This is a genomic window from Cupriavidus sp. C1SS-2L, from assembly GCF_057073735.1.
In genome coordinates, this window is the sequence record NZ_CP172708.1 from 736,701 (window position 1) to 750,465 (window position 13,765).

10 protein-coding genes are annotated in these 13,765 nt (G+C 64.5%); 7 read left to right on the forward strand and 3 right to left on the reverse strand.

Annotated elements, in window-relative coordinates:
- Positions 1–38 precede the first annotated feature (38 nt).
- From ACIGJG_RS03460 to ACIGJG_RS03480, 5 genes are all read left to right on the forward strand, one after another.
- Positions 39–1,235 carry a formate dehydrogenase subunit gamma gene (locus ACIGJG_RS03460; RefSeq protein ID WP_011296872.1) on the forward strand — a complete coding sequence of 399 codons (1,197 nt, stop codon included), beginning with the start codon at positions 39–41 and terminating at the stop codon, positions 1,233–1,235.
- A gap of 36 nt (positions 1,236–1,271) precedes the next feature.
- The gene (locus tag ACIGJG_RS03465; RefSeq protein ID WP_140950935.1) at positions 1,272–1,619 is read left to right on the forward strand and encodes a hypothetical protein; all 348 of its coding nucleotides are present in this window, start codon (positions 1,272–1,274) and stop codon (positions 1,617–1,619) included.
- A 67-nt stretch (positions 1,620–1,686) separates the two neighbouring features.
- Entirely contained in the window at positions 1,687–2,517 is an 831-nt protein-coding gene (locus tag ACIGJG_RS03470) for a formate dehydrogenase accessory sulfurtransferase FdhD (protein WP_011296874.1), read from the forward strand.
- Positions 2,518–2,603: 86 nt separating this feature from the next.
- Positions 2,604–3,170 carry a dCTP deaminase gene (gene dcd / locus ACIGJG_RS03475; protein WP_011296875.1) on the forward strand — a complete coding sequence of 189 codons (567 nt, stop codon included), beginning with the start codon at positions 2,604–2,606 and terminating at the stop codon, positions 3,168–3,170.
- A gap of 157 nt (positions 3,171–3,327) precedes the next feature.
- Positions 3,328–5,598, forward strand: coding sequence for an arginine/lysine/ornithine decarboxylase (locus ACIGJG_RS03480; RefSeq protein WP_011296876.1), 2,271 nt, complete (start codon positions 3,328–3,330; stop codon positions 5,596–5,598).
- Positions 5,599–5,692: 94 nt separating this feature from the next.
- Here ACIGJG_RS03480 and ACIGJG_RS03485 read toward each other — a convergent pair whose 3' ends face one another.
- Positions 5,693–7,444: a SulP family inorganic anion transporter gene (locus ACIGJG_RS03485; RefSeq protein WP_011296877.1), complete on the reverse strand. Its 1,752-nt coding sequence runs from the start codon at positions 7,442–7,444 to the stop codon at positions 5,693–5,695.
- A 342-nt stretch (positions 7,445–7,786) separates the two neighbouring features.
- Between ACIGJG_RS03485 and ACIGJG_RS03490 the strand changes: the two genes are divergently transcribed.
- Positions 7,787–8,887 (forward strand): glycosyltransferase family 4 protein, encoded by a 1,101-nt coding sequence (locus ACIGJG_RS03490; RefSeq protein ID WP_011296878.1) that lies wholly within the window; start codon positions 7,787–7,789, stop codon positions 8,885–8,887.
- Between the two features lie 48 nt (positions 8,888–8,935).
- A complete protein-coding gene (locus ACIGJG_RS03495; protein ID WP_011296879.1) occupies positions 8,936–11,140 on the forward strand; it encodes an amylo-alpha-1,6-glucosidase in 2,205 nt (734 codons plus the stop codon).
- A 260-nt stretch (positions 11,141–11,400) separates the two neighbouring features.
- Here ACIGJG_RS03495 and ACIGJG_RS03500 read toward each other — a convergent pair whose 3' ends face one another.
- Together ACIGJG_RS03500 and ACIGJG_RS03505 are read right to left on the reverse strand one after the other, a co-directional pair.
- Positions 11,401–13,113 carry a TRAP transporter large permease gene (locus ACIGJG_RS03500; protein ID WP_483672755.1) on the reverse strand — a complete coding sequence of 571 codons (1,713 nt, stop codon included), beginning with the start codon at positions 13,111–13,113 and terminating at the stop codon, positions 11,401–11,403.
- Positions 13,110–13,652 carry a TRAP transporter small permease subunit gene (locus ACIGJG_RS03505; RefSeq protein ID WP_011296881.1) on the reverse strand — a complete coding sequence of 181 codons (543 nt, stop codon included), beginning with the start codon at positions 13,650–13,652 and terminating at the stop codon, positions 13,110–13,112. Before ACIGJG_RS03505 ends, ACIGJG_RS03500 begins: the two co-directional genes overlap by 4 nt.
- Positions 13,653–13,765: the final 113 nt, after the last annotated feature.

The window sequence follows — 13,765 nt, forward strand, 5'->3', positions numbered from 1 at the left end:
GCGCAGCAGGCAGGGCGGGGCGATCCGAAGGAGCGCGTATGAGGCCCACGCAGAACCCTTGCCGCTGGCTCGCTGCCAGCGCACTGGCCTGGCTGGCACTCGCGGGCAGCGCCGCGCTGGCGCAGGCACCGGCTTCGGCGCCGCCGGCTTCTGCCGCCGCTATCGCCGCACAACCGGCGGACGCGAACGACCCGGCCACGCATCCTGCGCAGCCGCTGGCGGGTATAGCCTCGGAGAACATCTTCAACGTGCCTCGCCGCGATATCGCCGGCGAGGCCAGGTCGCAGCAGGAACGCACGGTGACGCAGCCGGGCAACAACGCGCCGGTATGGCGCGAGGTCAATTCCGACCAGGCTCACTACAGCAGCCTGCCGGCCAAGGAAGCCGGCGTGCTGATCCAGCGGACCGGCCAGAAGTGGCGGCTGTTCCGCAATGGCGTGATCACCGTATGGGGCGGCTGGCTGCTGGTGATCGTGCCGCTCGCGATCCTCGGTTTCTTCGCCTGGCGCGGGACCATCCCGCTGCGCGAGCCGCGCACCGGGCGCATGATCGAGCGCTTCACGCCGATCGAGCGCATCGTGCACTGGACCATGGCGATCTCATTCGTACTGCTCGGCGTGTCGGGCATCGTGATGCTGTTCGGCAAGCATTTCCTGCTGCCGATCATGGGACACACGCTGTTCGGCTGGCTGAGCTACCTGCTGAAGAACATCCACAACCTGGCGGGGCCAGTGTTCACGTTGTCGATCATCGTCGCCTTCGTGATTTTCGTGCGCGACAACCTGCCCAGCCGCGACGACGTCCGTTGGGTGACTAGCCTCGGCGGGCTGGCCAGCGGCAAGCATGTGCCGAGCGGCCGGTTCAATTTCGGCGAGAAGATGTGGTTCTGGGGCGGGCTGGTGATCTTCGGTCTGATCCTGTCCGCGTCGGGCTGGGTGCTCGACATGATCGTGCCGGGGCTCGACTACTACCGCGCCACCATGCAGATCGCCAACGTGATCCATGGCATCGCGGCCGTGCTGATGATCGCGATGTCGCTGGGCCATATCTACATGGGCACCATCGGCATGGAAGGCGCCTACCGTGCGATGCGCGACGGCTGGGTCGACGAAGCCTGGGCCAGGGAGCACCACGAACTCTGGTACGACGACATCAAGTCCGGCAAGATCCCGGCGCAGCGCTCGACGACGCCGGAACCAGGCACCGCTGGCCGGCGTACCCCGGGCGAGGCCTGAGACATTGCTGCAGACCCGCCTTCACGGATCACGACCATGAAACGCATACTGATGCTGATTGCCCTGGCCGCAGGCACCGCTGGTCTCGCCGGCACGCAAGCCGCGCTGGCCAAGCTGCCCTCGCCGACCGATGCCCAGAAGGCCAAGGCGGAGGAAACGAAAGCGCGTACGGCGTGGGCCGACAAGGTGGCCGCGTTCCAGCTCTGCAAGGCCCAGGACAAGGTTGCGGCACGGTACTACGGCGACATGAAGACCAGCGGCAAGGGCACGCATGAGCCAGTGCAGACAGCTGCCTGTGCCGACCCAGGGCCCTTCGTGCCGCCCGCGGCGCCAGCCACCCCGGCCGCCGCCGCAGCAGTACAATCGACCGCAAAGGCGCCTTAACCTGCGCCCCATCGCTTGCCAGGCCGGCGTGGTGGGGCAAACCTGAGCAGCCCCGACTCCGCCATCCATGCCACTGCGTCCCGAACTGACTCACGCAGCTGTTCCCCTGATCGAAGAGGTCGAAGTCGTCGACGAGCTGGGACGCGCGCGTCCGGCCTACCTGCCCGGCGAGCGCCCGCTGACGGTCTATCTCGACAAGCGCGAACTGGTCACGCTGATGACCCTCGGCGGCGCGCCCGAGCACCTCGTGCTCGGCTACCTGCGCAACCAGCGGCTGGTGGAATCGATCGAGGACATCGCCGCCGTGCAGGTGGACTGGGAAACGGAATCCGCCGCCGTGACCACCCGGACCGGCGTCGACCGCATCGAGGAGCGCACCGCGCGGCGCGTGGTGACGACGGGCTGCGGGCAGGGCACGGTGTTTGGCTCCTTGCTGGACGAGATCGACAATATCCAGCTGCCCGCCGGTGCCACGCTCGATCAGGACACGCTGTACGGCATCGTCGACACCATCCGCCTGCAGCAGTCGGTGTACAAGCAGGCTGGCTCGGTGCATGGCTGCGCACTGTTCCGCGGCAGCGAACTTCTGATGTTTGTCGAAGACGTGGGCCGCCACAACGCGGTGGACGCGATTGCTGGACGCATGTGGCTGGAAGACATGCGCGGCGACGACAAGGTCTTCTACACCACCGGCCGGCTTACCTCCGAAATGGTGATCAAGGGCGCGCAGATGGGGATTCCGTTCCTGCTATCGCGCTCGGGCGTCACGCAGATGGGCTACCAGATGGCGCAACGGGTCAATATGACGCTGTTTGCGAGGTGTACGGGCAAGCACTTCCTGCTCTATACGGGCAAGGAGCGCTTTCACCATCGACTGCCTGAGGAAGTTGTGGCCTGAGCGGCACTTAATTGAGTGCCGGTGGGGGTCCGGATTGGTTGTACAATTCGGCGCACTCTGGCTAAGCGTTTACCCCTCCCGACCCTATGAGCATCAAATCCGACAAGTGGATCCGCCGCATGGCGGAACAGCACGGCATGATCGAACCGTTCGAACCCGGCCAGGTGCGGGAGGCCGACGGGCGCAAGATCGTGTCGTACGGCACGTCGAGCTACGGCTACGACATCCGCTGCGCCGACGAATTCAAGATATTCACCAATATCAACAGCACCATTGTCGACCCCAAGAACTTCGACGAGAAGTCGTTCGTCGATTTCAAGGGTGACGTCTGCATCATTCCCCCGAACTCGTTCGCGCTTGCGCGCACGATGGAATATTTCCGCATCCCGCGCAGCGTGCTGACCATCTGCCTGGGCAAGAGCACTTACGCGCGCTGCGGCATCATCGTCAACGTGACGCCGTTCGAACCCGAGTGGGAAGGCTATGTGACGCTGGAGTTCTCCAACACCACGCCGCTGCCCGCCAAGATCTACGCCGGCGAAGGCTGCGCGCAGGTGCTGTTCTTCGAAAGCGACGAGGTCTGCGAGACGTCGTACGCCGACCGCGGCGGCAAGTACCAGGGCCAGCACGGTGTCACACTGCCGAAGGCCTGAGCGCATTACAATGCCGGCGTTTGCCGGAACGGCCGGCTCGCGATAGACGCGCGGGCGCCAAGACCTGACGTGAGAGCCACATGTCGCCGCAGCAGGGGAACCCCTGCCGGCCATGTGGCTCAGTCCTTTATGTCCTGCTTTCCATCAAGGATGCCCGATGAAATTCCGCTTCCCCGTCATCATCATTGACGAAGACTTCCGCTCCGAGAACATCTCCGGCTCGGGTATCCGCGCGCTGGCCGAGGCGATCGAGAAAGAGGGGATGGAGGTCATGGGCCTGACCAGCTACGGCGACCTGACCTCGTTCGCGCAGCAGTCCAGCCGTGCGTCCACCTTCATCGTGTCGATCGACGACGACGAGTTCGTGACCGCCGATGACCAGCCCGAAGCGGCCGCCATCGAGAAGCTGCGCGCATTCGTCAATGAAGTGCGCCGCCGCAACACCGACCTGCCGATCTTCCTGTACGGCGAGACCCGCACCTCGCGCCATATCCCGAACGATATCCTGCGCGAGCTGCACGGCTTCATCCACATGTTCGAGGACACGCCGGAGTTCGTGGCGCGCCACATCATCCGCGAAGCCAAGGTCTACCTCGACACGCTCGCGCCGCCGTTCTTCAAGGCGCTGATTGACTACGCGCAGGATTCGTCGTACTCGTGGCACTGCCCGGGACACTCGGGCGGCGTGGCGTTCCTGAAGAGCCCGGTGGGCCAGGTGTTCCACCAGTTCTTCGGCGAAAACATGCTGCGTGCCGATGTCTGCAACGCGGTGGATGAACTCGGCCAGCTGCTGGACCACACCGGCCCGGTGGCCGCGTCCGAGCGCAACGCCGCGCGTATCTTCAACTCGGACCACATGTTCTTCGTGACCAACGGCACGTCGACGTCGAACAAGATGGTGTGGCACGCCAACGTGGCGCCCGGCGACATCGTCGTGGTGGACCGCAACTGCCACAAGTCGATCCTGCACGCGATCATGATGACCGGCGCGATCCCCGTGTTCCTGATGCCGACGCGCAACCACTACGGCATCATCGGCCCGATCCCCAAGAGCGAGTTCGACCCGGAGACCATCCGCAGGAAGATCGCCAACCACCCGTTCGCGAGCAAGGCCAAGAACCAAAAGCCGCGCATCCTGACGATCACGCAGGGTACCTACGACGGCGTGCTGTACAACGCCGAGCAGATCAAGGAGATGCTCGCGTCGGAAATCGACACGCTGCATTTCGATGAAGCGTGGCTGCCGCACGCGGCGTTCCACGAGTTCTATCACAACATGCACGCGATCGGCCGCGACCGCCCGCGCAGCAAGGACGCGCTGGTGTTTGCCACGCAGTCCACGCACAAGCTGCTGGCGGGCCTGTCGCAGGCGTCGCAGATCCTCGTGCAGGATTCCGAAACGCGCAAGCTGGACCGCTATCGCTTCAACGAGGCGTACCTGATGCACACCTCGACCAGTCCGCAGTACGCGATCATCGCCTCGTGCGATGTCGCCGCGGCCATGATGGAAGCGCCGGGCGGCCCCGCGCTGGTGGAAGAAAGCATCCAGGAAGCACTGGACTTCCGCCGCGCCATGCGCAAGGTCGAAGGCGACTTCGAAGCCGGCAACAATGGCGACTGGTGGTTCAAGGTCTGGGGCCCGGATACGCTGAACGACGAAGGCATGCCCGAACGCGAGCAGTGGATGCTCAAGGCCAACGAGCGCTGGCACGGCTTCGGCGACCTGGCCGACGGCTTCAACCTGCTCGACCCGATCAAGGCGACGATCATCACCCCGGGCCTGGACGTGGACGGCGAGTTCAGCGATCGCGGCATTCCGGCGGCCATCGTCACCAAGTACCTGGCCGAGCACGGCATCATCATCGAGAAGACGGGCCTCTACTCGTTCTTCATCATGTTCACCATCGGCATTACCAAGGGCCGCTGGAATTCGCTGGTGACCGAGTTGCAGCAGTTCAAGGACGACTACGACCAGAACCAGCCGCTGTGGCGCGTGCTGCCCGAGTTCGTTGGCAAGCATCCACAGTACGAACGCATGGGCCTGCGTGACCTGTGCGATGCCGTGCACAGCGTCTACAAGGCCAACGACGTGGCGCGCGTGACGACAGAGATGTACCTGTCGGACATGGAACCGGCGATGAAGCCGTCAGACGCGTGGTCGATGATGGCGCACCGCGAGATCGAGCGCGTGCCGGTGGACGACCTGGAGGGCCGAGTCACCGCCATCCTGCTGACGCCGTACCCGCCGGGCATCCCGCTGCTGATCCCGGGCGAGCGCTTCAACCGCACCATCGTCCAGTACCTGAAGTTCGCGCGCGAGTTCAACAAGCTGTTCCCGGGCTTCGAGACCGATGTGCACGGGCTGGTCGAGGAAGAGGTCGATGGCCGCAAGGCGTACTTCGTGGATTGCGTAAAGCAGGGCAGCTAAATTCACGACCACGCGACCACTGCCGACGTAGCGATGCGCCGGCCTGCCAGATGGCAGGCCGGCGTTTTTTACGCATGCGGCCGCTGCTTCGTCATCACGCCTTCCAGTCCACATTGTGATCGCTCAGGTAGTCATCCACCGCCGCGCCAACCGTCGGGTGGAAGACATCCTGCCCGAGGTGGTCAAACAGTTCGAAGCGCTTGAGCTTGTCCTTGACCGGGTCCTTCATCTCGGCGAAGTGCAATTCGATGCCGCGTTCGTCCAGCGTTTTGTCGAGTTCGCGCAGCATATCCGCCGAGGTCACATCGACGCTGGTCACCGGCTCGGCTGCCACTACCACGCGTCGCACCTCGGTGGGTGAACCTTCGACGGCTTGCATGACACATGTCTGGAACAGCTCCGCGTTCGCAAAGAACAGCGGCGCATCCCAGCGGAACAGCACCAGGCCGGGCACGCGTCGCGCGTTCGGATAGCGCTCCACGTCGTGATAGCCACGCACGCCGTCAGCACGCCCGAGAATGGCGTAGTGCGGGCGCCAGCCGTCCCACAGGAATTCAATCACGGCCAGGGCCACGGCCAGGCCGATGCCCGGAATCGCACCGAACACGGCGACGCCGGCAAAGCACGCCATCGAAAGCCAGAACTCCCATTGCTGGATGCGGAAGATCCGCCTCAGGTCCGCGAACTCGAACAGCCCGAGCGCCGAGGCGATGACCACCGCCGCCAGCGCGCTGTTCGGCAGATAGCGCATCAGGTTCGGCGCGAACAGCAGCAGGGCGGCTACGGCCAGCGCGCCGATCACGCCCGTGAGCTGGGTTTTGGCGCCCGCCGCTTCCGCAACCGGCGTGCGTGATGAGCTGCTGCTGATCGGAAAGCCCTGGAACAGCCCCGCTGCGAGATTGGCGGCGCCAAGCCCGACCATTTCCTGATTGGGATCGACCGGTCGCTTCATTCGCGCCGCATAGGTTCGCGACAGCACGCTGGTGTCGGCGAATGCCACCATCGCGACGGCGAAGCCGCCGGCTACCACCTTGGCGATATCCACGCCGCTCAGCCATGGCAAGTGGAAGACGGGCAGCCCCTGCGGCATCTTGCCCAGCACTTTGACACCGTGGTCCTGCAGGCCGAACCAGGCGACAGCCAGTGTCGCCAGGATCACGGCGATCAGAATGCCCGGCACGCGTTCGAAGCGCTTTAGCAGCAGGATCAGGGCCAGCGCGCTGCCTCCGACCGCCGCGCTGTACCAGTTGGCCTTGCCGTCTCCCAGCGCTTGGATCAGGTCCCACAATTCCCGCAGGGGTCCGGCGTCCTCGATGGAGATGCCAAACAACTTTGGAAGCTGGCTGATCAGGACGGTCAATGCAATGCCATTCATGTAGCCGTATCGGATCGGCTTGGACAGCAGTTCGGTAACGAACCCCAGGCGCAGCAGCCCGGCCAGGATACAGACCGCGCCCGATACCACCGCCATCATGCTTGCCACGGCGATCGCGCGGGCCGGATCGCCAGCCGACAGCTGGATCACCACGGCAAGGATCGGCGCGGCCAGTGCCGAGTCCGGTCCCAGCACCAGTATCCGGCTGGGACCGAACAGCGCGTAGGCCAGCAGCGGAATGATGGTGGCGTACAAGCCGTAGATGCCAGGGACGCCGGATGCCTCCGCATAGGCAATGCCGACCGGCACCAGCATGGTAGTCAGTACGAGGCCGGCCGCCACGTCACGAGGCAGCCATGCTGCCTCGTACTGTCGCAGCGTCTGCACGCCGGGCAGCCAGCGCAGCCAGCCCTTTGCGGGCCTGGCCTCCGATGCCTCTCCGGCTGATGGACGATAGGGTTGGTCGGGCACGTGGTTGCTCCCCTGGCCGTACGTCGTGAATCGGATGTGGACGATACCCAGCATAGCAAGACGCACAGCTTGCGGGCATGGCACTTGCGACAAAGGCACCACGCGCGACGCCGGTCGATGGGCCCCCGGCTCCTCTCGCACCGCGCCGGGTGGCGGCCGGGGCATGCCGCTCTGCAGCACAAATATCGGCGGCGCCCACCGGTAATCGAGCTGGCAAGCGCGGAAGAGGGAGGCGCTCCTTTTTTTGCGGTGCAGCGCGACACGGACCGCATTCCGGGCGCAGGGTCAAAGGCGGCCCGGCATCCGATTGTCAAAGTTGTCAGCCGCACGGAGATTCTGCCGATGAAAATCGCCCAAATTGCCCCGCTCCAGGAAAGCTGCCCGCCAAGGCAGTACGGCGGTACCGAACGCGTCGTGGCGTACCTCGCAAACGAGCTGGTGCGCCAGGGGCATGATGTGACGCTCTTTGCGAGCGGCGATTCATGGACGGCCGCCCGGCTGGTGAGTTGCGTGCCGCGCGCATTGCGCACCGACCCATCTGTGCACGACTGGCTGCCGTACCACGTCATGATGCTGGAGGATGTGCGCCGGCAGGCCGATGATTTCGATGTGCTGCATTTCCACACGGATATGCTGCATTTCCCGCTGGTCCGCAGCCTTGCCAGCCGCACCGTGACTACGCTGCATGGCCGGCTCGATCTGCCAGATCTGCGCCCGTTCTATGCGACGTTTCCGGATATGCCCCTGGTGTCGATATCCCTGGAGCAACGGCGTCCCATGCCGCCGGTCAACTGGCTCGGCAATGTCTACCATGGCTTGCCGGAATCCCTGCTGTCCTTTCATGCCGTGCCGCGCGGGGGCTATCTGGCATTCCTCGGCCGCATTGCGCGCGAGAAGCGCCCCGACCGCGCGATCGAGATCGCCGTGCGCAGCGGCATGCCGCTGAAGATCGCAGCCAAGATCGACCGCGCCGACCAGGCGTACTGGGATGCGGAAATCGCGCCACTGGTCCGGCGCCACCCGAATGTGGAGTATCTTGGCGAAATTGGCGATCGCGAAAAACCGCGTTTTCTTGGCAACGCGCGTGCGCTGCTGTTTCCGATCGACTGGCCCGAGCCGTTCGGCCTTGTGATGATCGAATCCATGGCCTGCGGTACGCCGGTGATTGCCTTTTCTTCGGGGTCGGTTCCTGAAGTGCTCGATGATGGCGTCACTGGCTTTATCGTGGACAGTGTGGACGAAGCCGTGGCAGCGGTAGGGCGTCTGGGAGACATCGACCGCCTTGACGTGCGGCGCGCGTTCAGTGCGCGCTTCAGTGCCGCGCGCATGGCCAGCGACTACGTAGCGTTGTATCGCCGGCTGTGCGAACCGCTGTCGGTCAACGGGCACACGCATGCGGAGCCGGCAGGCCATGAGGCCGCGGACCTGCATATCGCGCCCTGACCCCATGATCGCACCCCGATCGCACCCTGAACCTGCAAGGGGGAAACGATGCTTGACGCTCCCGAAGGCCGGCGCGGACTCGCGCCGGAAGCCACGCCGGCGGCTCCCATTGTCATCGCGGCCTCGCGTTCGCTGCGCCAGACCCAGCCACGTACGCTCAAGCAAGGCGATACTTTCGCCGTATTCGACGAGCATGGCGACGCCATTGCCGGCTCTGGCGGATCGGAGGGTCTGTACTACTGTGATACCCGCCACCTGTCGCACTTTCATCTCACGATCAACGGCTGGCGACCGGTGCTGCTGAGTTCCGTGCTGCGCGACGATAACGTGGCGCTGACCTGCGACCTGACCAATCCCGACCTGTTCGACGAGCAGGACCGGCTCGCGATGGTCCATGACCTGATCCATGTGCGCCGTTCCCGCTTCCTGTGGCAGGGGACATGCTATGAACGGCTGGCGGTACGCAACTTCGACGAGGTGCCGCGGCGCATCGCGCTGGAACTGGCCTTTGCCGCGGATTTCGCGGACTTGTTCGAGGTGCGCGGCGCCCATCGCATAGATCGCGGGCAGTACCATGCGCCCGTGCTTTGCCAAAGCGGCGTCAGGCTAGCCTATACCGGCCTTGATGACTGCGAGCGCACGACGCATCTGTCTTTCGATCCGTTGCCGTCGCGTCTGACCGGCGAACAGGCCGTGTTCGAACTGGATCTCACGCCGCACAAGACCACACTGCTGTATGTCGAGGTATGTTGCTGCAATGCGCGCCCGGACGGGCGCGCGCCGCGCGTGGCTGTTCCTTCGGCCCTGCGCGCCGCGCGGCGCGCGCTGCGTGGCTTGTCCGCGCGCGCCGCAAGCGTGACCACGTCGAACGAGATTTTCAACGAAGCGGTGTCGCGAAGCATGTCCGATCTCTACATGCTGACCACGCAGACGCCATACGGGCCGTATCCCTATGCGGGCATTCCGTGGTTCAGCACTTTCTTCGGCCGCGACGCGCTGATCACCGCGCTCGAAACCCTGTGGCTCGACCCGGGTATCGCGCGCGGCGTGCTTTGCTACCTGGCGGCCAACCAGGCCACCACGGTCGATCCCGCAGCCGATGCCGAACCGGGCAAGATCCTCCATGAAAGCCGCAAGGGCGAAATGGCCAACCTCGGCGAGGTGCCGTTCCGCCGCTACTACGGCAGCATCGATTCCACGCCGCTGTTCGTCATGCTGGCCGGGGCCTACCTGGACCGCACCCATGACGTTGCCACGGCGCGCTGGCTGTGGCCCTACGTCGAGGCGGCACTGCGTTGGATCGACGAGTACGGTGACCGCGATGGCGATGGCTTTGTCGAGTACGGCCGGCGCACCGCCGAAGGGCTGCTGAACCAGGGCTGGAAGGACAGCCGGGATTCCATCTCCCATGCTGACGGCACGCTCGCTGAAGGGCCCATTGCGCTGGTGGAGGTGCAGGCCTATGTCTACGGCGCGTGGATGGCTGCCGCGCGCATCGCACGCGGCCTTGGAAAGACCGAACGCGCCGACGGACTCGAAGCCAAGGCAACACAACTGCGCCAGCGCTTTGATGAAGTCTTCTTCGACGAGGCGCTGGGCACCTACGTGCTGGCGCTGGACGGGAACAAGCGGCCATGCCGCGTGCGCTCATCCAATGCGGGGCATGCGCTCTTCACTGGCATTGCGCAGCCACAGCGAGCGGAACAGGTAGCGTCTGCGCTGATGGCAAGCGCCTCGTTCTCGGGCTGGGGCGTGCGGACACTTGCCTCGAGCGAGTTCCGCTACAACCCCATGAGCTACCACAACGGCTCGGTATGGCCGCACGACAATGCCCTGATCGCCGCAGGGCTGGTGCGCTATGGCTTGCGCGACGCGGCGCTGCGCATCTTCGACGGGCTTTTCTCTGCCTCGACGCACATCGACCTGCGCCGTCTGCCGGAGTTGTTCTGCGGCTTCGTGCGCCAGGGCAACCGCGGTCCGACGCTCTATCCGGTCGCGTGCATTCCGCAGGCGTGGGCGGCGGCCGCGCCGCTGTCGCTGCTGCAGTCGTGCTTGAACCTCGATTTTGACGTCGCCGCGCGCCAGGTGAGCTTTCGCTATCCGGCCCTGCCGTCCTTCATGGAAGACGTGGCGCTGCAAGGGCTGACCATTGCCGACGCATCGGTCGACCTGATGCTGCGTCGCGCCGGCAGCAGTGTGGTGGTGAACGTGGTGGAGCGGCGCGGCGATGTGCTCGTGACAACGACGAACTAGGCCGAATGTGCGGTGGTCCGGCGTTCGGGCACCACGCACAACTCCGTCGGCATCATCGTGAAAGCAAAGGCTTCGCTGACCGGCCCGGAGGCGGGCGCCTGGCTGACATGGAACTGTTGGCAGACCATCGACAGCACGGCCTTGGCTTCGAGCAGTGCCAGGCTGCGGCTTACAAGGGGACAGTTCGAGATACGACGGATCAGGCCCCGGAAAAACAAAGAGCCCCGCGATTGCGGGGCTCTGTCTTGGCGCTCAGGCCGTTATTTCTTCTCAAACTCGAACTGCGGCGCCGCCGGTTCGGCCGGAGCGGCTGCTCCCGGCAACTCCAGTGTCCCTGGCGAAGATGCCGGTTTCTCTGGCTCACCGCCAAGCGGAATGCTGACCTCCGCCCCGGTGTTATGGTGGAGCGATCCCTTGTCGAGGAATGCCGTCACCATGCCCGGCCAGAACATCACGGCCAGCACCATCACCAGCTGCAGGCCGACCCAGGGCAGCGCACCCCAGTAGATGTCTGAGCTCTTCACTTCCTTCGGCGCAATGCCGCGCAGGTAGAACAGTGCGAAGCCGAACGGCGGGTGCATGAACGAGGTCTGCATGTTCACGCACAGCATCACGCCGAACCACACGAGCGCCGCAGTGGCCGCGGCTTCGGGGTTGCCGCCCATCGAATCGGCCACGACCGGGGCCAGCACCTTCACCGCCACCGGCGCCAGCATCGGCACCACGATGAACGCGATCTCGAAGAAGTCCAGGAAGAACGCCAGGAAGAAGATGAACAGGTTCACCACGATCAGGAAGCCGATCCAGCCGCCCGGCAGCGAGGTGAACAGGTGCTCGACCCATGCGCCGCCGTCCACGCCCTGGAACACCACCGAGAAGCAGGTGGAGCCGATCAGGATGAACACCACCATCGCCGTGATGCGCGCGGTGGACTGGTAAGCATCGACGATCAGCAGACGCAGGTCGGTCATCTGACCCGCGCGGATGACCAGCCACAGGATGACCAGGTACAACACCGCCAGCGGGATCCGGAACACATGCGAGCCAAAGGCGAACACACCCACGGCCGCGGCGATCACCGTCGCGGCAATGCCGATGCGGTAGACGATGCGATCGGTGCTGGTGAATGCCTTGTCGCGGATCACCGCGAGCACCAGCGCGCCGACGGCACCCATGGCGCCCGATTCGGTCGGTGTGGCGATGCCCAGCATGATCGTGCCGAGCACGAGGAAGATCAGCACCGCACACGGGATGATGCCGCGCAGGCACTTGGCCCAAAGCGGCCAGCCGCGCAGCGTGCGCGCTTCGGCCGGAACCGGCGGCAGCCAGTCAGGTTTGACGCGGGTCAGGAAGAAGGTGTACAGCGCGAACAGCGCGATCTGCACCACCGACGGGCCCCACGCGCCCAGGTACATGCTGCCCACGTCGGCGCTGCCGGCCGGCGTCTTGAGCTGGTCGGCCAGCACCACCAGCACGAGCGACGGCGGCACGAGCTGCGTGATGGTGCCCGATGCTGCGAGCACGCCGGTGGCGTACTTCATGTTGTAGCGGTAGCGCATCATCACCGGCAGCGAAATCATCGCCATGGCGATCACCTGCGCGGCCACGGTGCCCGTGATCGCGCCAAGGATGAAGCCGACGATGATCACCGAGTAGCCGAGGCCGCCGCGCACGGGGCCGAACAGCTGGCCCATGGAGTCGAGCATGTCCTCGGCCAGCCCGCATTTCTCCAGGATCGCGCCCATGAAGGTGAAGAACGGAATGGCCAGCAGCAACTCGTTGGCGAGCACGCTTCCGAACACGCGGCTCGGCACCGCCTGCAGGAAGCTCAGGGGGAAGTAGCCCCAGTGAATGGCCACGAAGCCGAACGCCAGGCCGACGGCGGACAGCGAAAATGCGACCGGGAACCCGATCAGCATGAACAGCACCAGGCCGCCGAACATCATCGGCGGCATATATTCCAATGGAATCATTGCACCGGCCTCTCGTATTTCGATTCGATACGCACCAGGCCTTTGAGGGCGGCAAAGCGCTTGATCAGTTCAGACACCCCCTGCAGGGCGAGCAGGGCGAAGCCGACGGGCACCACCAGCTTGATCGGGTAACGCGGCAGGCCGCCGGAGTTGCCCGATTGCTCGAGGATGCGCCACGAGGGCAGGAACAGCGAATCCCAGGACAGCCACGTGAACAGGATGCACGACGGCAGCAGGAATACGACGATGCCGAAGATATCGATCCAGTGCTGGGCGCGCTCCGAGACGTTGCCGTAGAACAGGTCGACGCGGACGTGTTCGTTACGCTGGAAGGTATACGAGGCGCCGAACATCACGGCGATCGCAAACATGTACCACTGCAGTTCGAGTGGCCAGTTGTCGCTCAAGTTGAAGCCATAGCGCAGGAGGGCGTTGCCGGCGCTGATCAGGCACGACAGCAGGATCATGATGTTTGCAAGCCTGCCCGTGTGCTGATTCAACCTGTCGATCTGTCGTGACAGACCAAGCAAGTAGTTCATGGGTTGTCTCCCCGGTTTTTGCGGCGATTAGTTTATCTGTAACAAAATGCGTCGGCGCTTGGGGCTAATACCTATCACATTGCGCAAAAATCCGTCTTGTAAATGAAAAAAGC